Below are 18,132 nucleotides of genomic sequence, written 5' to 3'. Positions count from 1 at the left end.
TCATATTGGGTTCATACAACTGCGGTACACTCCTATCATCCATGCGAATGACGAAACAAAGGAGAGAGTTTACTGTGAAAAAACTGTATTACACTTCGTTCTTCTATGCCATTCTTGGCCTCATATCGGGTATCTTTTACCGGGAGTTCACCAAAATAAATGATTTCACAGCTTACACAGCATTAAAACCGCTGCACACCCATATTCTCGTTCTCGGCTTCCTGTTCTTCCTGCTTCTCACCTTGCTTGCGAAGCAGTTCCGCGTGCATGAAGTCCGTTCATTCAAAGGTTGGTACTATGTATATAATATCGGTCTGATGCTAAGTCTTGCAGCGATGACGGTTCGCGGCATCCTTCAGGTTAACGGAACAGATATGAAAGGCTTGAGCCACATGGCAGGTCTTGGTCATGCAATCCTCGGAGCAAGCATCATTTGGTTCATGATCTTGCTAGGCAAACGAGTGAAGGAATAAACTGACCCTAACAGGCATATCCGAAGGCTGCACCTGCTCTTCTTATAAGAGTAAGGGCAGCCTTCTTCAGTTGAGCAGAATAGATGGCTGCACAGCTTCTGTGTTCTGTGTTCAATTCGTTCTATCCCCACGCAAATTAACAGCTGCCTGAACTCTCAATAACGGTAGCTCCCGTGGTTCCAGCATGGTACGTATTGTTGTGATTCTGGGCATCCCTCGTTGAATCTTGACGGGAATCATAGCAAGTCCCATGCCACCCTCCTGGACATTCCGAGCAATACGCTCTATAAGACACCAGCAGTGTACGGTCTACATCAGTGGATTGCTGTACTTGATGTGCATCATGATGTTCATTCATAGGTATCACCTCCTGCTCGTTATAAGGTTCGCCGAAACAATTTGCAGTATGATTAGAAATATTAGGATTAGCGCTATAGACGCTAAAAACAGCAAAAAAACCTCTTACAAGATAGCGATGCTCAACTCTACCGTAATAAGAGGTCTTCTATATTTCATTATCATCTAATCACGAAGTCTAATCGCAATTATCGAATCGAATGGAATCAGAATGTATCATTCATCTATATAATCTATATATAAGGTATCATGCAAATAGGTGGAGACTAGTCGTCGCACTTCTCCGCTTTTCCCTCATTTGTTGCTGTACGGAAGCTGGAGCCGCAGCCGCAAGTTGCTACCGCATTCGGGTTGTCGATCGTGAAGCCGCCAGACATGCCGGATTCCTTGTAGTCGATTGTAAGTCCACTCAGATGAGGAACACTTTCCTTATCGATGACGACCTTCATGCCGCCAATCTCCAAATGCACATCTTCCTCAGTCTCTTCATCGTCAAATCCCATACCATAAGAGAATCCACTGCAACCGCCTGGACGAACACCGACGCGCAGGAACATATTTTCATTTTCCTCTTGCGCAATCATTTCCTTTATCTTCTCAATCGCTTCATCGCTGATTGTAATCATTCTAATCACCCTCCTCGTATTACTAAGTATAACCATCCCCTTCGGCATATACAAGAGAACATCGCTGCTGGTAATTTGCACCTTTACTTCCTGTAGACGTATTGCCCCACCTCTTATGCGAATGTATAATGGAACTGACATCAATTAATGTGATTCGTTTCACTGCAATCTCCGACGGAACTTATCCGCCGCGGAGTTTTTTATTTGTCAACAACAGCATATTGTGCTGAATTGTAAAAAGATACCTTACCTGAAGGGGGCCTGTGTATGACTACAGTCATGACGCGTCATGCCGATCCACGTATGGCCGAAATCGCAGATAAAGTCGAACGCGGTGAGCGCCTGACGCTTGAGGATGGCGTTTACTTGTATGAAACGGACGACCTGTTGACCTTGGGTCAATTGGCAAATCTTGCGAACATGCGCAAGAACGGCAAAAATGTTTATTTTATTGAAAATATGTCCCTATACTTCACGAACGTATGCGAAGCGCACTGCGCATTCTGCAACTTCCGTAAAGATCAAGGAGACGAAGGTGCTTATACATTATCCGGTCAAGAAATGATTGACTTCGTAGATCAGCACATCCATCCGGGCGTACGCGAGTTCCATATCGTTGGCGGACACAACCCGCATGTACCGTTCTCTTATTATGTAGATTCGCTTCGTGCACTGAACGAGAAGTATCCAGACGTCACACTTAAGGCGTACACAGCAGCTGAAATTGATTTCTTCACACGCATCAGCGGCTTGAGCATTGAAGAGGTGCTTAAAGAGCTAATGAATGCCGGACTGGAATCTCTGACAGGTGGAGGAGCAGAAATTCTATCCGATGAATATCGGAAGAAGATGCGTGTCGAGAAAGCTGGCGTTGAGCGCTATCTCGAAGTTCACCGTACGGCACATCAACTTGGCATGAAGACACATACAACGATGCTGTACGGCGCAATCGAATCGCATGAGGATCGTATTCGCCATATGATCTCGATCCGCGAACTTCAAGATGAGACGAATGGCTTCCAAGTATTCATCCCATTGTCTATGCAGCCGAAGAGTCCTAAAGCCAGCATCAAGCGCCGCAACTCCGCGTATGAAGACTTGAAGACAATTGCGATCAGCCGCCTTATGCTGGACAACATTCAACATATTAAAGCGTACTTCATCAATATCGGAACCCAGTTGACACAAGTTGCACTTACGTTCGGTGCTTCCGACGTGCACGGCACGCTTGTGAAGGAACGCATTAGTCATGCAGCCGGCGCGCTTACACCGGAAGGTTTGACGCGCGATGAACTCGTATGGCTCATTAAGGGAGCAGGCCGTACGCCAATCGAACGCGATACGTTCTACAATCCGATAAAGATATATGAGTAATGTCGATGTAATTGATCATTGAGCATAGTAGAGAGATAGAGGTAATGCATGACCCTATTGGATAATACAACAGAGAATCAGCAACCGAGGGCACGATTCATAACACCGAAGACATGGCTTCCAGCTGGCTTCACGGAATCGCGTCCCAGGCAAATGAGTGGAGCCATACGACGTAATCGCCGCTTGCGGCGCAGCACCTACCATCTTAATTTTTCGGCAACATGGGGGGAGTCGAACAGATGAAACGATACGTCATACTCGGTGGCGGCTACGGAGGATTGGCCATCATTAGTCGGTTGTTGGAGGGCGAGCTGCCTTCCGATGTACAACTTGTATTAGTTGACCGCATGCCTTATCAAGGCCTCAAGACGGAATATTATGCACTAGCAGCCGGAACGGTGTCTGATATGGACATTCGCGTGTCCTTCCCAGATGATCCGCGCGTGCACCTTCATTATGGGAATGTACAATTCATTGATTTGGACGGGCAGATTGTCCACTTCACAGATGGAGATGCACTCGCCTATGATCATCTAGTCATCGGTCTGGGTTGCACGGATAAGTATCATGGCATTCCAGGCGCCGAGCAGTTCGGCAACAGCATTCAATCACTCGCCAGTACAAGACGCACCTATCAATTGCTAAATGACATCCGTCCATACGGACACGTAAGCATTGTGGGCGGTGGGCTTAGCGGTGTTGAAATGGCGGCAGAGCTGCGTGAGAGCCGACCTGATCTCAATATCCGGATTCTGGATCGGGGATCGCGCGTGCTATCTGCGTTCCCGGAGAAGCTCTCTCACTTTGTCTCTGGCTGGTTCCTTGAGCACCATATTGAGCTTCGTTCTTTTGTGAATGTGAGCCACCTCGAGGATGGAGTCATCTATAACCGGAAAGAAGACATTGAAGAAGAGATTTTGTCGGACGTTACCGTATGGACTGCCGGCATTCAGCCTGTTGCTCCGGTACAGCAGCTCCAAGTTGCGAAGGATCCACAGGGCCGTGTCATCATTAACGAATATCATCACATTCCCGAATATCCGAATGTTTTCGTTGTAGGAGATTGCGCAAGCCTCCCGTTCTCGCCTAGCGCACAAGCAGCAGGCGCCCAAGGGGAGCAGATTGCGGATGTCATTCGGGCGAGATGGAACGGGGAAACTCCTCGCTTAGGTAAAATTAAGCTGAAGGGCGTGCTTGGTGCATTAGGCAAAAAATCCGGCTTCGGCGTTGTTGGCAAGCGTGCCGTTGTAGGGTATGTGCCTCGCGTCATTAAGAGCGGTGTATTATGGATGTCTAAGAACCATTTCGGATAATACCTGCAATCATTCTATGATTAACAAAACATGGGAGCAGCGGCATCAATCGATGTCCAGCTGCTCCCATGCTTTTATTTCCTCTATTTTGATCATAATTTTGTCATATAACTCATCTGCCGTTTCCCCAGCAACGATTTCACCATTTACTAATGCAAACGGAAACATGTAGCACTCCCCGCAATTCCCTAGACAGCCATACTCCAGCACGTCATACTCCGGGTTGCCTTCTAGGCGCTTCATGACATTATCTGTCCCGTGATGCATATTATTCACACAAAATTCTATGATTGGCCGCATTGACATTATCCCCCGCTTTCATGTTGCGCCTTTGAATTCGGATAGCTTTATAATATAATAAAATCAGCATGGATGAAAGGAGTTGTCATAGATGAGTGAAAATGCACAAAGCACAGTTTACGATGAAGTGCTGGAAGTGTTGGATAAACTGCGCCCGTTCTTGCAGCGCGATGGCGGCGACGTTGAATTGGTTGATGTTGAAGACGGCATCGTTAAGCTTCGCCTGATGGGCGCTTGCGGCAGCTGCCCAAGCTCCACGATCACATTGAAAGCGGGTATTGAGCGCGCTTTGGTGGAAGAAGTGGAAGGCATTACAGAAGTCGTACAAGTATTCTAAATTGAATAATTGGACTTCATAAGAAGGAAGGCTGTCACCAGCAGTTGAATCTGCCGGGGACAGCCTTTTTTCAATCCCGAATCATTTCATTGCGTTAACTTATCACTGCTAAATAATAGGTACAGCGACATTGCTGGATAGCTGCTACTGCTGCGGCTGCTTCGCTTAACTGCAGCTTGTTCCCCATCATTCTTCCGTTATTTCAACTGAATTCCAAGCTTCAAGGCCATGCCGATATTATAAGCAGTTCGCTCCATATTGTCAGCAGCTTGTCCTAAGGCCTCCTCCAATGTCGTAACTCCCGGAACAATCGTGAACACCATATCGATACCGTGCTCATGAACCACTTCATGTCCAGCTGCAAGCGTACCCGCAATACCGATAACTGGTACTCCATGCAGCTTCGCCGTCTTCGCTACGCCGATTGGCGTCTTGCCGTAAATGGTCTGCCCGTCAATCTTGCCTTCACCGGTAATGACCACATCAGCATCAACTGCATGATCTGCTAAGCCGGTTGCGTCGATGACAATATCTACTCCTCGCTTCAATTCAGCTTGCAGGAAAGCCACCACGCCTGCCCCAAGCCCTCCGGCCGCCCCCGCGCCTGGCATATGGGCGACATCACAACCGACGTCCTCCCGTAGCTTCGCCGCGTAGTGCGCCAAGTTCGCATCCAGCTGCTTCACCATCTCCGGCGTAGCTCCCTTCTGGGGGCCAAATACTGCCGATGCTCCCCGCTCTCCGATAAGCGGGTTGTCGACATCGCAAGCCGCGACGAATTTCACCTTCGCAAGCCGAGGGTCAACACCGCTCAAATCGATATGTGCAATGCGGCCGACCTCTCCGCCTCCATAACCGATTTCCGTTCCATCCTCAGTTAACAGCCGTACACCTAGCGCTTGAGCCATCCCAGCGCCGCCATCATTCGTAGCGCTGCCTCCAAGCCCCAGGATAATCGTCTCTACCCCCTCATTCAATGCGGATAGGATTAGCTCTCCCATCCCCCGCGTCGTCGTAACGAGCGGATTCCGCTGTGCCGGTGGAACAAGCGCCAGTCCCGATGCCGCAGCCATCTCAATAACTGCGGATTTGCCATCACCTAAGACGCCATAGAACCCTTCCACAGGTGTTCCAAGCGGCCCTGTTACTGTCGTCCGTACAATTCGGCCGCTTGTCGCATCTACAAGCGACTGCACGGTCCCTTCTCCGCCATCTGCCATCGGTACATATACGAGTTCCGCCTCCGGGAATACCCGCCCCAAGCCGCGGCCAATCGCCTGACATGCTTCCCACGCAGACAAACTTTCTTTAAAAGAGTCTGGAGCAATTACGAATTTCATACTGATCCACTCCTATCCATGCAATCTGACTTTCTCTCTTTCTCGCCGAGTTGTGCATTAGCTGTTTCAAAGTTATACCTGACTTGCGAAATTTACGGCCTTGTCCCAGCACATTGTATTGTCCTTGTCCTTGGCTTACAAGAACCAGCCGAAGACACCGAATACGAGCGTAGATACAATAGCGAGCACGAGACCGATTAGCGTTTCATAGGGGATTAGACGAAGACGTTCCTTCATCGCCATATTCACGCTGCCGCCAGTGGCATGGAAGAAGCTGCCGTGCGGCATATGGTCGAACACCGTAGCACCCGCATGTATCATTGCTGCTGCCCCTAAGGATGCGACGCCAAGCTCCATAATGGTCGAACCGAATACCGAGCTTGCTACCGCAGTACCTGCAGTTGTGGACGCTGTCGCCAGAGACATCAAGGCACCACTGATTGGTGCAAGTAAATAGGCTGGCAAGCCTGAAGCCGTCAGGCCATCGATAATAACATCCTTCAACTGTGAGTTCGAAATAATTCCAGCAAGTGTCCCCGTCCCGATAAGCATGACGGCAACACCCGTCATTTTGCCAAGTCCAGAGGTTGCATATCGGTTAATCTGTGTAATGCGTCCCATACAGAGTGCCCCTACTAAACCACCAACAGGGAGAGCGATAATGGGGTCAATGGCGATGCCTGCAATCGGGCGCAAGGCCAGCAATGCAATTGCTGTTATTGGCGCCATCATTGCAGCAAGAAAGCTAGGAAGCTGCTCCTTGCTATCCTCCACCTGCTCTACACCTGCTACCTTCGTTCCTTTATGAGACAACTTTTTCGCAATCCAATACGTTACGAACAAACCAATCAAAGCTGGGATAATTCCTGCTGCCATTATCGAAGTCAACGGGATATGGAAAGCATCCGCCGCAGAAATCGCGTTCGGGTTCGGCGACATAATGTTTCCTGCCTTGCCTCCCCCAATCATAGCGAGCAATATCGCCATACGGGACAAGTCTGCACGCTGCGCAATTGCAAGTGCGATTGGAGCCACCGTAATGACCGCCACGTCGATAAATACACCAACAGCTGTCAACACCATCGTTGCAAAAGCTAGTGCGAACAATGCGCGAGTCTCGCCTACCTTGCGTACTAATGTCTCTGCAATCGTCTTCGCTCCGCCTGATTCAATCAATACGCCTGCAAGAACACCTGCTGCTAATATTCGCAGCACTGCTGGAATCATCGTCTTGGCTCCATCCATCATTAGCGTTACGGAGTCAATTAAACCAATTCCTCCGACTACGCCGCCTACCAGCGCGCCAATCATCATACCGTACGCCGGTGGGACTTTTCGTAAAATAAGCACGATAGCAACCACTAAAGCCGCCAGTGCACCAAGTACAGATACCGTTACTGTCATAGTCCCCATCCTCCTTGAAGATGCAGTGTGTCGTTGTTGTACCTTTACTTTACCTCCAATATGAAAGCGCTTCATCATGCATAAACATGAAATGAAGCGCTTTAAAAAGTGCATTTTTTGTTCAATTGCACAATACAAGATCCATCAACCTTTGTCTTGCTGCTATCAGGCCGGTATGTGAAATAGGATACATGCAATAGACATGCTCAGCCTTTCCGTTGTTAACTGGCTAAGACTCATTACTGCGCAGCATCGCGTGAATCCACCACGCCGACATTAACGTAAACAAATCGCGAAAGCTCTTGGGATCCTTGCCTGTCACATCCGCAATCCGCTGAAGACGATAACGGAGCGTGTTGCGATGGATGGCCAGCCGCTGTGCAATCCGCTGCTGCTCGCCGCTCTCCTCATAATACACCTGCAGAGTCTGCCTCAATTCCCCGCTCCGATCCTCTTGGATGAATCGCTGCCACATCTGCTCCATTTCATCCGTAACCCAGCTGCGGCCCACATTCGCCAGCACCGTCTCATTTGGCATATCCTCACTATAATAGACCGTATGCTCAGGAAGGATTGCTTGACCCGCGCGCATCGTATCTTGAGCAGAGCGATAGGATGCGATGAGCCCATCGATTCCTGAATAAGCCTTGCCCACCGCGATACGAAGAGGTGCGATCTGCTTCTCTTCCAGCAACTTCCGAATTTGCCGTATTCCCTCGCATATATCCATATTCGGCTTCCGTGGGTGCAAATGCGGCTTGAATAGGACGATTTGCCGCGTATTCCGTATCGCGATAAGATCAATTGTCGGCCGCCCTTCCAACAGTTCTACAACTCTGCGCAGTGTAGGCACTGAATCCGCATCCTGTTCATCCGTAAGCTCCAGAATACAAGCAACACGAGGCTTGTCCGGCTTCAGGCCTATTTGTTCCGCCTGCAGGCGAAGCATGGCTTGATCTCCCGGTTCCGCATGAATGACCGATAAGAGGAAATCCTCCTTCATCCGCTTATCCCAGCGCGCCTTTTCCAACAAATCCGCCTGCTCCAAATACATCTCAGCTGTCATCTTGACAAGTTCCCCATACTTCGTCACTTCAGCAGGATCTCCCGTAATCCCGATAACACCGACAACTTCTCCGCGAAATTGAATAACAAGATTCGTCCCCGGCATAACACCATGAAGATTGCGTGCACTCTCTTTATCGATCTCGAACCTTCCCTTGCGCTCAATGGCAATGAGTGCCCCTTCATGCTTTTGATTAATGCGGGACAGGTCGCCCGAGCCAATGATCCGCCCACGCTCATCCATCACATTTACATTGTACCCAATGACCTGCATCGTCCGTGAGACGATTGCTTGCGCCAATTGCTTGGTCAGCCAACTCATATCTTCATACCACCTATCACGCGAAATCAGAAAGAGTTTAGGACATCCCGCATCCCGTCCATCCTTCTTCTCCAAAATATGAAAACGCCCTCGTTCCAACAGGGCACAGCAACCGCTGTGTCTGTCAGCCGACGGGCGTACATGCAGCATTAGGATTTCGAGCTAATCGTTGTACGAATAGGATCGAGTCCGCCTGAGACATTAATAATATTACCAGTTATAAAGTCAGAAGCATCCTCACATAGGAAGCGGATGACTCGTGTCACATCTTCACCACTGCCGGGACGGCCGCGCGGCGTTTCGTCATCGGTTAGATGAAGTACATCCTCGATTTTTCGCTCCTTGTTGTCACCACGAATATCGCCAGGGCAAATCATATTCACCGTAATGCCATTCTGTGCTTCCTCTACCGCCAGTGTCTTCGTGAAAGACACTAGTCCCACCTTGGCTGCGGCATACACCGCCCGATGCGGCCAAGAACGCGCCTCAGACGCATGGCCGAAGCCATAATGAATAATGCGCCCCCATCCCTTCTTCCGCATCGATCCGAGCAGCAAATGATCGAGCAGTATGACACCACTTAGATTCCCATTCAATAAATACATAATGTCCTCTTCCGAGTAATCCGCGAACAATCTCCGCTCTCTGATGAACGGCCCAGCATTGTTCACCACAATATCAGCCATACCGATGCGTTCATTCATTTCAGTAACGAGCCGCTTCACTTCCTCTGGCTTGGAAATATCCGCGCGAATGGCAATACACCGTATTCCCGTCTTCTCGAGCTGGAGCCGCAGTGCTTCAGCCTCTGCCTCGCTATGTACATAATTTAAGACAATATCATGCCCGGCTTCGGCCAATGTCATAGCTGTCATCTTCCCGAGGCCTTTGGCGCTCCCCGTAATAAGAGCAATTTTACGCTGCTGTTCCACGTCGTAATCCTCCTTTTGAGCGCTTCAAAGAACTTCCACGTTCAGTATAAGATATTTGCCTTGGCAGAACAACTTTGCATTGGACACTGATGTAGACAGACTGTCCGCTCCGCAATGCAATGCACTTGAATCCCTTCCACCTAGATTACAAAGAAAAAAGCCCTAGCAGCAAGCTCCACCTTTCTTATCGAAAGGCAGCTTGCCTCTAGGGCTTCTCTCATTGAAAGTATTCTACAATTAAAATGCAGGTACGATCGAACCTTGGTATTTATCTTCAATAAATTTCTTCACATCGTCAGACTGCAAAGCTGCAAGCAATTTCTTCACAGCATCACTATCCTTGTTGTCCTCGCGAGCCGTCAAGATGTTCGCATACGGAGAATCCTTATCTTCAATGAACAACGCATCCTTCGTAGGATTCAAGTTCGCTTGCAGTGCATAGTTCGTATTGATAAGCGAGAAGTCAACTTCATCCAGCGTACGAGGCAGCATTGCAGCTTCCAGCTCTTTGAACTTCAAGTTCTTCGGATTCTCAGCAATGTCGTTAACCGTTGCTTCCAGACCTACGCCATCCTTCAACTTAATAATGCCCTGCTTCTCCAGCAAGAGCAGCGCACGTCCGCCATTTGTTGCATCGTTCGGAATCGATACCGTTGCGCCATCTGCAATTTCACTAACCGACTTAATCTTCTTGGAGTAACCTCCGAAAGGCTCAACGTGAATATTGCCTACAGTTACAAGGTTGTATCCCTTCGTCTTCACTTCATTGTCCAAGTACGGCTTATGTTGGAAGAAGTTCGCATCAAGCTGCTTCTCGTGTACTTGTACGTTCGGCTGAACATAATCCGTGAACTCCTTAACTTCCAACTCAATCCCTTGCTCAGCCAGCTTCGGCTTGATATGATTCAGTATTTCTGCATGAGGCACCGGTGTTGCACCTACGACAAGCTTCACTTTTTCTGTGCCAGACTTGCCTGCCTCACCAGATGCGTTCGTGTTATCGCCTGCTGTATTTTTGTTGCCGCAAGCAGCGAGTACCGCTACGAGTGTAATAAGCGTTAATACAAAAGTCCACTTTTTCATGTCATTCACTACTCCTTCCAAGATCCCCATTTTAATTGATGAATATTTGTAAGTTGAAGCTCCTAAGAGCGTGCTTCCTATGCCTATTAGGTTTTGATTCAAATGATCATTTCATCCAACTCGTAACTACCGATAATTCCAATTGAATTACTGGGATTATATCATATTTTGTGCTGCCGTCAACCATGAAATGACCGACTCAGCACAATATTTTTTTATTTTCTTGTATAGCGGCGAACAAATGCATCGCCAATCCATTGCAGCACCTGTACGAGTATAACCATAATAACGATCGCCACGATCATCATTTCAATCTCATACCGATGGTATCCGTAGCGAATCGCTAGGTCACCGAGACCGCCGCCGCCAATGAGACCTGACATCGCTGTATACGATACGAGCGTAACCGCCGTTATCGTCGTCCCTGCAATCAAGCCTGGCATCGCTTCGGGCAGCAGAACCTTATATACAATCTGCCAAGTGGATGCTCCCATTGCCTGTGCTGCCTCAATAACGCCCCGATCAACCTCACGCAATGACGTCTCCACGAGACGAGCGAAGAATGGTGCAGCCGCGATAACGAGCGGCGGGATTGTTCCTTCTACACCGATAGATGTGCCTACTACAATTCGTGTAATCGGTATGATCGCAATCATTAGAATAACGAACGGTACTGAACGCAGCACGTTCACAATGAATGACAAGATACTATATACGATCTTCCCAGCTCTGCTACCCGTGCGCCCAGTTAAATACAAGAGCACGCCTAGCGGCAAGCCAACAAGGAAGGTGAATAGTACAGAGAACAGCATCATCTGCAATGTTTCTCCAGTAGCCGAAGACACATCGCTCCAATTGACAGTAGAGAAATCGAAATTCATCACGCAATCACCTCCACTTCAAGACCCTGCGCCCGGAGAGAAGATAATGATTGCTCTACAGCACTTGTGTCGCCATCTAGACGAACGACCAATTGGCCGTAAGGAGTATCCTTCATCCGAGAGATCGTTCCCTGCAGTATTGCGAAGCTGACGCCCGCTTCCGTAAGGACACGATGCAGCACCGGCTCATACGTGACATCACCCAAATAGTTGATCTTCACAACACGGGAATGCTCAGCAGCCTGGCTCTTGAATGCCGCCCAAGGCTGAATATCCGCATCGCTGCGCTCTTCAAGAATGAATTCGCGCGTTACCGGATGCTGAGGCTTCAAGAACACGTCTACAACCTTGCCTGCCTCAGCAATCTTCCCGCCATGAATAACGGCAACTTTGTCGCATATCGCTTGGATGACGTGCATCTCATGGGTGATTAGCACGATCGTAATTCCGAACTTGCGGTTAATATCGAGCAGCAGCTCCAAGATCGCATTCGTCGTCTGCGGATCTAGCGCCGAGGTTGCTTCATCACAGAGCAGCACCTTCGGATCATTCGCAAGCGCACGCGCAATCCCTACGCGCTGCTTTTGTCCACCGGACAATTGAGCCGGGTATTTATGCTTGTGTTCTTCCAAACCAACAAGCCTAATCAACTCATTTACTTTCTTCTCTACTTTATCCTTGGATGTTCCCGCCAGGCGCATCGGAAATGCAATATTGTCATATACCGTTGCTGAACTGAGCAGGTTAAAATGCTGAAAAATCATCCCGATTTTACGCCGCTGCTGCTGTAGCGCCGACTTCGACAGCTTCGTTAAGTTAACGCCGTCTACCTCAACTACGCCTGCCGTAGGCCGCTCAAGCAGGTTAATGCTGCGCAGCAGCGTACTCTTCCCTGCACCTGAATGGCCGATAATGCCATAAATCTCGCCAGATTCAACCGACAGACTCACATCATCCAGTGCCAGCAGCCCTTGCACCTTGCCGTTAGCACCATATTGCTTACTTATATGTTCCAACCGAATCAACGGAATCGTCACCTTCCTTCATGCTAGCTACATTCTAGAATAGATAGGCACTACAGCCTTATCTTCATCTATTCGTATGCTGTATCCTCTCAATAACTGTCGCCAAATATACCACATTGCCTTGGCTGCCTTCACTTCTCCATTTTGGGGCCGCTCGTTCATGCAAAAAGCCCCCTCTTGGCAGATGCCAAAAGGGGGCGAACGTTCGGTATTCTGTGAAGAAACCAGATGAAAAATCGACTCTCCCTTTCTTATCTGCCAGAACATTACGTTCTGAAGGAATTAGCACCATTGACATCTTGCAATCACATAACTTATTGTTATGCATCCGGGTTGCAAGATCGGTTGCCGGGCTTCGCAGGGCCTGTCCCTCCGCCACTCTTGATAAGAAAACAGTTATGAAATTTAAATTGAGTATAATGCAGCAGGTGAAAGTTGTCAATTAACTTTTATTCCCTTTTCAATTCCATTACTTGACGGGAAGCAGTCGAAACACATGGATCAATGCGCCACACACCATCTCCAGACCATGCTGCAAATCTGCCACATTGGCCTGAATATCCTCAAGCTTAATTTTGTCATTCAAGCTGCGATGCCGCTGCCATAAATCATCCTGCATTTCTGGGTTCATATGATGAATCTCCATATTGCGTCGCTTGCGCAGCCGCTGAAGCGCATCTTCATGCTGCTCCTTCAATGCCAGCAGGGCATGTTCCAATTCAGGATGCTGTCCCTTGAAGCGCAATTGGCGAAGCACCGTAAAGTAAGAGAAATGATGCTTCACCCTCTCGGTCTCCAAGGACAGCACTGTATTCAGCAGCGTTCCAAGCTTGTCCAAAATCGAGAACACGCGAATAAATCCATTTTTATAAAAATAGACGTACCGGTAATAATCATCCTGCTCCGATTCAGACATCTCGGCCTCATAATGCTTCGACACACGATCGGCGAACTTGTCAGACGCATATACGCTTTGTTCCAGTTCATCCAAGGAGGTCTTCAGTCCGACTGTCCATACTTCTATCTTGCGCCAGAAGTGATCGGGATCGCCTGTCCCCTCCATGCGACTGCGTATTGCTTCCAAATAATTGTCCATCCCCGCCATTGCATCCTTCAACGTTCCGCTGTCAACACGGGGCGGCTCCCCGAACAAGCTGCGCAGCATGGAACTCACCCCCGCTTAAATCCGTTTGGGAAATAGTCTTTCCAACGGCGGTCGACCAATTCCACAATATCCTCACGCGGGAATAACTCATCTGGGTAGCCTGGCTTCATGCGGGCATCGATAACAATTGGCAATTTATACGAGAGATGGTGATTACGGACTTCCATTGCCGCGTATATATCTGATGCGGGGTTAAATCGCGTAAACACCGTCCACAAGAACGACAACTGCGTATTGGCAACCTGAGCGTCGTCAACGAGGAAGACGAGCGGCCACTTCGTCTCTTGTGCAGCAAGACGATGTAGCAATCGTTCCGCCAGCTGTGGTTCTGCTTCATACGAAGCACCTGACATTGTCAAGCAGCCACGGCAAAATACAGCCACATCGTTAATCTCATCGATCGGGCCTTCTTCGTACACGCCAGGCAATTCACGGACTACATCGCCCACACCGAGCAATATCCCCTTGCTGCCATGGTTCAGCTTATGCCCCGTATAGTCAAGTGTGTCATGGGACGTATTATTAATCACATACAGATCCGTCTCTGGCTTGAAGCGCTCTAGCACCGCTTCCGTAAGCTCTGCAAAGTTCTCTAAGTCAACCGGCTGATCCGTCAACATCAAGAACTTCGTCAAGCTAAGCTGCCCTTCGCCAAGAATACGGAAGCCAGACAGAAGCGCCTCACGAGAGTAGCTCTCACGTACAACAGCTGCGGCAAGCGAGTGAACGCCTGTTTCTGGATATGGATGTACCTTGCGTACCGCCGGCATCACCATCGGGAACGCTGGCGACAACAATCTAACCAGGTACTCGCCCAAATAGTAGTCTTCCTGACGCGGCTTGCCCACGATTGTAGCTGGGTAGATTGCATTCTTGCGGTGGTACATGTGCTTCACATTCAGGAACGGGAACTCATGCGCCCATGAGTAATAGCCGTAGTGGTCGCCAAATGGCCCTTCCATGCGGCGCTCATGTGGTGGAACGTACCCTTGGATAACGAATTCTGCTTCCGCTGGGATGCGATGTCCTTCGAATCCGCTATCTACCACTGGAAGACGCTCACCCATGACGAATGAGGCCATCAACAGCTCAGGGAGCTTCTCCGGCAGTGGAGCGATCGCAGCCGCAATCAGCGCTGGCGGCCCGCCCACGATGACGGATACCGGAAGCGCTTCATTGCGCAGCTCGGCCTCATGATGATGGAGGCCACCGCCCTTTTGAATTTGCCAATGCACACCTGTCGTGCTGTCATCGTAAATTTGAATTCGGTACATACCGAGATTGTGATCAGCGCTCTTCAGCTCCGGATGTTCGGTATAGACCAGTGGAAGCGTAATAAATGGACCTCCGTCCAGCTGCCAGCTCGTCAATGCCGGCAAGCCCTGCATCGGCTTGTCTGTACGCTTCACCTGCATAATTGGAGCTTGCGAAGAAGATACATCCTTCATGCCAACCTTCATAAGGCTAAGGAGCTCTTTCACCGTCGAACGCTCTTGCCACAGCTTCTTCGGCGATGGAGGCATTAGACGGTTTACGGCCTCTACGCACTTATTCGCGAGCTGCTCAGGACGCGTTCCGAAGGCCATATCCACCCGGCGCATCGTACCGAACAGGTTCGTCGTCACTGCAAAGGGGCTGCCCTTCACATTGGTGAATAGAAGCGCAGGACCTCCCTCTTCAATGACGCGTCGATGAATTTCTGCAATTTCCAAATACGGATCAACTTCCGCTTCAATAACGACGAGGTCATTCTCACGCTTCAGCGTGTCGACAAAGTCGCGTATATTCGTAAATGACAACTACGAGCCCTCCTTGAAAAAAATAAGCGTATCTGTGTTGCTGTACATGAACAGTTACATGGATGCCGCAGGATGTCTGCAATAATTTGCGTTCACAAGCGGGCATTGATGACAAACGAAAACTTCCTCTTCTGTAGTATAGCTGTTTTTTTGATGAACCTAAAGCCTGACCGAGCAGACAACTTACGACATTATTACGACATTGTAAGATAGCCGTAAGCCGATTACATGGTACGAGCAGAATGTCTACAGGTATAATGAGGTCATCAAAGGGAACACATCAAAAATAATTGGAGGTAGAATGATATGAAAAACAACAATCAAGTTATCGTACGCAAGCCGTGGAATGTTCGCTGGTTGGCAGCAGCAAAGGCTGCCGCATCTATCGTATTGCTCGGTGCGCACTCGAATGAAACACAGCAAGTAAAGGAAGGCGCCTAATCCAATGAATGTTTCTCAGAGAAAAAGAAGCAGCTCGCTTGCCTCTCGTTGACAATCTCCCATTGTCCAACAGTAAGCGATCTGCTTCTTTATTTATAACCACTGATTCCATTCTATAACTCAAACTCAATCTTCTTCGGTTCTTCTTCCCACCATCACAGCCAAGAAAAACGATCCTTATTTTTGCCGCAGCTGCCAGACACGGATGCTCATGTAACAGAGTACACTGAACAGTCCACAAATCAATACCGTATGTAATAAGCTTGCAAATAGGAATAAGTCAGGATTCGTGATCGTACTCGCAACGACCGCGCCGCTTGCAATCTGTGCTGCACATAGGATAAGCGCCCAAATGCCGCACAACTGAATCTCGCGATTGTCCTTGTGGTTGTGGTAAGCAAAATGGGACATAATCGCGATTACAACAAATAATAGTGCTGCTGCCACACGATGCATGAAGGCAATTCCCGTCCCCCCCGACAGCTCCGGAATCAACTCCCCGTTGCACAGCGGCCAGCCCATGCATGCCCCTGAAGAGTCCGTGTGCCTAACAAATGCCCCTACGTATATTACGATATACGTATATAGAAGTGTGAACCATACCCCATACCTAAATTCTGCACGAACGGAGTTTACAACAGATGCAGAATCGATGCCGCGTTCGTAGCGCCGTGCCACTACACTCATCATGAAGGAAGAAGCGAACGCCAGCAGCGAGAATCCGAAGTGAAGCGCCATAACAGGCGGAGACTGGGTAAAGACTACCGCAAGCGCTCCCATAATTGCTTGTATAATAGTAAATAATAAGGTGAGAGAAGAGTAATATAGAGCCTCACGATGATGCTTCGCATAGCGAAGAACGTAGATGAACAAGGCCAGAACAAGCAATCCTACAACACCCGTCACAGATCGATGAGAATATTCGATCATGGATTCGATCGTATATGCCGGAACAAACTTGCCATTGCATAGTGGCCAATCCGTGCCGCAGCCACTTCCGGAGCCTGTCTTCGTTACAAGCGCCCCGTTTAACACTACGATAAACATACCGATGCAAACCGCGTAAGATAACCGCCTCAATATCCGGTAGATGTTCGCGTTCACTAGTTTCACCTGACCCGTTGTTCAATTTTTTGCCATTACAAATTATGAAAACAGTTCCAATCGTCCTCCATTATACAAGATTTCCTAGCTGAGTGTACGGCTAATTTGTGACAAATATTACATCTTTCACTTCCAAATCGATGCATCAGCCCCCTTACCTCATGTACAAGATTGACTTCAGATAATATCGGCTTGCTTCGGATGTACATCGTTCTGCACTCCCTTTCAAGGCAATAAAAAAACCGCCCCACCAGCGGGACGGTTCTCATATGTGCATCGAGTGGCTATTCACTTATTATACAGCTGCAGATACTGCAATTGCCCGATCAACGAACTGCTCGATTTCAGGACGAGTCTTGCGCAGCTTGTTCACGAAGCGAATGGTTTCCTTGCCGCCCTTGAAGGCTACGAAGCTTGGAATACCAAGAATGTGGTATTGCTGTGCAACATCAAGGAGTTTCTCCGAATCGATTTCAACGAATGTCACCTTACCTGCATAATTCGTCTCCAATTCAGGCATGAAAGGATCGATGAAGTGGCAATCTGGGCACCAGGATGTCTTAAATATCGCTACAACTGGCTCCTCTTGTGCAATGATCTCATTGAACCGCTCAACAGTTTCTATTCTTTCCATACACGCTTCACTCCCTACTAAGTTCACAGAATCTAACATGGAACTTCTCTTATCCAACATCCAGCAGATGTAGTCTGATACTTCTGCTTTCTTGAACTTATAACATTTGGAGAATGGAAAAGTCAAACCCCACACATGAACGTCTACGGCTGTTTTT

The 18,132-nt window shown here is 48.7% G+C and carries 20 protein-coding genes and 1 riboswitch; of the genes, 5 read left to right on the top strand and 15 right to left on the bottom strand.

Annotated features, from left to right (window positions below; all coding sequences use genetic code 11):
• Nucleotides 1-74 precede the first annotated feature (74 nt).
• Nucleotides 75-473, top strand: coding sequence for a DUF2871 domain-containing protein (locus ABN764_RS22805; protein ID WP_021252633.1), 399 nt, complete (start codon nt 75-77; stop codon nt 471-473).
• Nucleotides 474-609: 136 nt separating this feature from the next.
• Here the strand turns inward: ABN764_RS22805 and ABN764_RS22800 are convergent, their stop codons facing one another.
• Nucleotides 610-831 carry a hypothetical protein gene (locus ABN764_RS22800; protein WP_028533728.1) on the bottom strand — a complete coding sequence of 74 codons (222 nt, stop codon included), beginning with the start codon at nt 829-831 and terminating at the stop codon, nt 610-612.
• Nucleotides 832-1,096: 265 nt separating this feature from the next.
• A complete protein-coding gene (locus ABN764_RS22795; protein ID WP_021258546.1) occupies nt 1,097-1,456 on the bottom strand; it encodes a HesB/IscA family protein in 360 nt (119 codons plus the stop codon).
• 267 nt (nt 1,457-1,723) lie between these two features.
• Between ABN764_RS22795 and mqnE the strand changes: the two genes are divergently transcribed.
• Both mqnE and ABN764_RS22785 read left to right on the top strand, forming a co-directional pair.
• Nucleotides 1,724-2,830, top strand: coding sequence for an aminofutalosine synthase MqnE (gene mqnE, locus ABN764_RS22790; protein ID WP_021252630.1), 1,107 nt, complete (start codon nt 1,724-1,726; stop codon nt 2,828-2,830).
• A gap of 239 nt (nt 2,831-3,069) precedes the next feature.
• Complete coding sequence (locus ABN764_RS22785) at nt 3,070-4,143, top strand: NAD(P)/FAD-dependent oxidoreductase (protein ID WP_446673195.1); 1,074 nt, start codon at nt 3,070-3,072, stop codon at nt 4,141-4,143.
• A gap of 45 nt (nt 4,144-4,188) precedes the next feature.
• Here ABN764_RS22785 and ABN764_RS22780 read toward each other — a convergent pair whose 3' ends face one another.
• A complete protein-coding gene (locus ABN764_RS22780) occupies nt 4,189-4,443 on the bottom strand; it encodes a YuzB family protein (protein ID WP_021252628.1) in 255 nt (84 codons plus the stop codon).
• Nucleotides 4,444-4,534: 91 nt separating this feature from the next.
• On the opposite strand from ABN764_RS22780, the gene ABN764_RS22775 reads away from it, so the two are divergent.
• Entirely contained in the window at nt 4,535-4,780 is a 246-nt protein-coding gene (locus tag ABN764_RS22775; protein ID WP_021252627.1) for a NifU family protein, read from the top strand.
• Between the two features lie 197 nt (nt 4,781-4,977).
• Here the strand turns inward: ABN764_RS22775 and ABN764_RS22770 are convergent, their stop codons facing one another.
• The 10 genes from ABN764_RS22770 to ABN764_RS22725 form a co-directional block, all read right to left on the bottom strand.
• A complete protein-coding gene (locus ABN764_RS22770; RefSeq protein ID WP_446673194.1) occupies nt 4,978-6,120 on the bottom strand; it encodes a glycerate kinase in 1,143 nt (380 codons plus the stop codon).
• A 135-nt stretch (nt 6,121-6,255) separates the two neighbouring features.
• Nucleotides 6,256-7,524 (bottom strand): GntP family permease, encoded by a 1,269-nt coding sequence (locus ABN764_RS22765; protein WP_021252625.1) that lies wholly within the window; start codon nt 7,522-7,524, stop codon nt 6,256-6,258.
• A gap of 229 nt (nt 7,525-7,753) precedes the next feature.
• On the bottom strand, nt 7,754-8,911 hold the full coding sequence (locus ABN764_RS22760; protein ID WP_072730675.1) for a sugar diacid recognition domain-containing protein: 1,158 nt from the start codon (nt 8,909-8,911) through the stop codon (nt 7,754-7,756).
• Between the two features lie 149 nt (nt 8,912-9,060).
• Nucleotides 9,061-9,843 carry an SDR family oxidoreductase gene (locus ABN764_RS22755; protein ID WP_021252623.1) on the bottom strand — a complete coding sequence of 261 codons (783 nt, stop codon included), beginning with the start codon at nt 9,841-9,843 and terminating at the stop codon, nt 9,061-9,063.
• A 237-nt stretch (nt 9,844-10,080) separates the two neighbouring features.
• A complete protein-coding gene (locus tag ABN764_RS22750) occupies nt 10,081-10,926 on the bottom strand; it encodes a MetQ/NlpA family ABC transporter substrate-binding protein (RefSeq protein WP_021252622.1) in 846 nt (281 codons plus the stop codon).
• Nucleotides 10,927-11,141: 215 nt separating this feature from the next.
• A complete protein-coding gene (locus tag ABN764_RS22745) occupies nt 11,142-11,807 on the bottom strand; it encodes a methionine ABC transporter permease (RefSeq protein ID WP_021252621.1) in 666 nt (221 codons plus the stop codon).
• Nucleotides 11,807-12,832 carry a methionine ABC transporter ATP-binding protein gene (locus ABN764_RS22740; RefSeq protein ID WP_021258552.1) on the bottom strand — a complete coding sequence of 342 codons (1,026 nt, stop codon included), beginning with the start codon at nt 12,830-12,832 and terminating at the stop codon, nt 11,807-11,809. Before ABN764_RS22740 ends, ABN764_RS22745 begins: the two co-directional genes overlap by 1 nt.
• 27 nt (nt 12,833-12,859) lie before the next feature.
• Nucleotides 12,860-12,994, bottom strand: coding sequence for a hypothetical protein (locus tag ABN764_RS22735; RefSeq protein WP_268626013.1), 135 nt, complete (start codon nt 12,992-12,994; stop codon nt 12,860-12,862).
• A gap of 86 nt (nt 12,995-13,080) precedes the next feature.
• Nucleotides 13,081-13,223: riboswitch (SAM riboswitch) on the bottom strand.
• Between the two features lie 78 nt (nt 13,224-13,301).
• Nucleotides 13,302-13,997 (bottom strand): Cthe_2314 family HEPN domain-containing protein, encoded by a 696-nt coding sequence (locus ABN764_RS22730; RefSeq protein ID WP_021258553.1) that lies wholly within the window; start codon nt 13,995-13,997, stop codon nt 13,302-13,304.
• Nucleotides 13,998-14,002: 5 nt separating this feature from the next.
• Entirely contained in the window at nt 14,003-15,796 is a 1,794-nt protein-coding gene (locus tag ABN764_RS22725) for a UbiD family decarboxylase (protein ID WP_072730678.1), read from the bottom strand.
• Nucleotides 15,797-16,102: 306 nt separating this feature from the next.
• Between ABN764_RS22725 and ABN764_RS22720 the strand changes: the two genes are divergently transcribed.
• Entirely contained in the window at nt 16,103-16,237 is a 135-nt protein-coding gene (locus ABN764_RS22720; RefSeq protein WP_265332122.1) for a hypothetical protein, read from the top strand.
• A 177-nt stretch (nt 16,238-16,414) separates the two neighbouring features.
• Here ABN764_RS22720 and ABN764_RS22715 read toward each other — a convergent pair whose 3' ends face one another.
• Together ABN764_RS22715 and ABN764_RS22710 are read right to left on the bottom strand one after the other, a co-directional pair.
• Nucleotides 16,415-17,341, bottom strand: coding sequence for a COX15/CtaA family protein (locus tag ABN764_RS22715; RefSeq protein ID WP_268626015.1), 927 nt, complete (start codon nt 17,339-17,341; stop codon nt 16,415-16,417).
• Between the two features lie 295 nt (nt 17,342-17,636).
• Entirely contained in the window at nt 17,637-17,975 is a 339-nt protein-coding gene (locus ABN764_RS22710; RefSeq protein ID WP_021252616.1) for a thioredoxin family protein, read from the bottom strand.
• Between the last annotated feature and the right edge of the window lie 157 nt (nt 17,976-18,132).

It is taken from the genome of Paenibacillus wuxiensis (assembly GCF_040195695.1).
Lineage (GTDB): Bacteria > Bacillota > Bacilli > Paenibacillales > Paenibacillaceae > Paenibacillus_B > Paenibacillus_B suaedae.
The sequence above is the reverse complement of the archived record's forward strand: the minus strand, read 5'-3'. Positions and strand labels throughout refer to the sequence as shown.

What these genes read in the sequence shown, in the direction of transcription:
- ABN764_RS22800 (WP_028533728.1), bottom strand. Translation starts at nt 831, where the DNA reads ATGAATGAACATCATGATGCACATCAAGTACAGCAATCCACTGATGTA.
- ABN764_RS22795 (WP_021258546.1), bottom strand. Translation starts at nt 1,456, where the DNA reads ATGATTACAATCAGCGATGAAGCGATTGAGAAGATAAAGGAAATGATT.
- mqnE (WP_021252630.1), top strand. Translation starts at nt 1,724, where the DNA reads ATGACTACAGTCATGACGCGTCATGCCGATCCACGTATGGCCGAAATC.
- ABN764_RS22785 (WP_446673195.1), top strand. Translation starts at nt 3,070, where the DNA reads ATGAAACGATACGTCATACTCGGTGGCGGCTACGGAGGATTGGCCATC.
- ABN764_RS22780 (WP_021252628.1), bottom strand. Translation starts at nt 4,443, where the DNA reads ATGCGGCCAATCATAGAATTTTGTGTGAATAATATGCATCACGGGACA.
- ABN764_RS22775 (WP_021252627.1), top strand. Translation starts at nt 4,535, where the DNA reads ATGAGTGAAAATGCACAAAGCACAGTTTACGATGAAGTGCTGGAAGTG.
- ABN764_RS22770 (WP_446673194.1), bottom strand. Translation starts at nt 6,120, where the DNA reads ATGAAATTCGTAATTGCTCCAGACTCTTTTAAAGAAAGTTTGTCTGCG.
- ABN764_RS22765 (WP_021252625.1), bottom strand. Translation starts at nt 7,524, where the DNA reads ATGACAGTAACGGTATCTGTACTTGGTGCACTGGCGGCTTTAGTGGTT.
- ABN764_RS22760 (WP_072730675.1), bottom strand. Translation starts at nt 8,911, where the DNA reads ATGAGTTGGCTGACCAAGCAATTGGCGCAAGCAATCGTCTCACGGACG.
- ABN764_RS22750 (WP_021252622.1), bottom strand. Translation starts at nt 10,926, where the DNA reads ATGAAAAAGTGGACTTTTGTATTAACGCTTATTACACTCGTAGCGGTA.
- ABN764_RS22745 (WP_021252621.1), bottom strand. Translation starts at nt 11,807, where the DNA reads ATGAATTTCGATTTCTCTACTGTCAATTGGAGCGATGTGTCTTCGGCT.
- ABN764_RS22735 (WP_268626013.1), bottom strand. Translation starts at nt 12,994, where the DNA reads ATGAACGAGCGGCCCCAAAATGGAGAAGTGAAGGCAGCCAAGGCAATG.
- ABN764_RS22730 (WP_021258553.1), bottom strand. Translation starts at nt 13,997, where the DNA reads ATGCTGCGCAGCTTGTTCGGGGAGCCGCCCCGTGTTGACAGCGGAACG.
- ABN764_RS22720 (WP_265332122.1), top strand. Translation starts at nt 16,103, where the DNA reads ATGAAAAACAACAATCAAGTTATCGTACGCAAGCCGTGGAATGTTCGC.
- ABN764_RS22710 (WP_021252616.1), bottom strand. Translation starts at nt 17,975, where the DNA reads ATGGAAAGAATAGAAACTGTTGAGCGGTTCAATGAGATCATTGCACAA.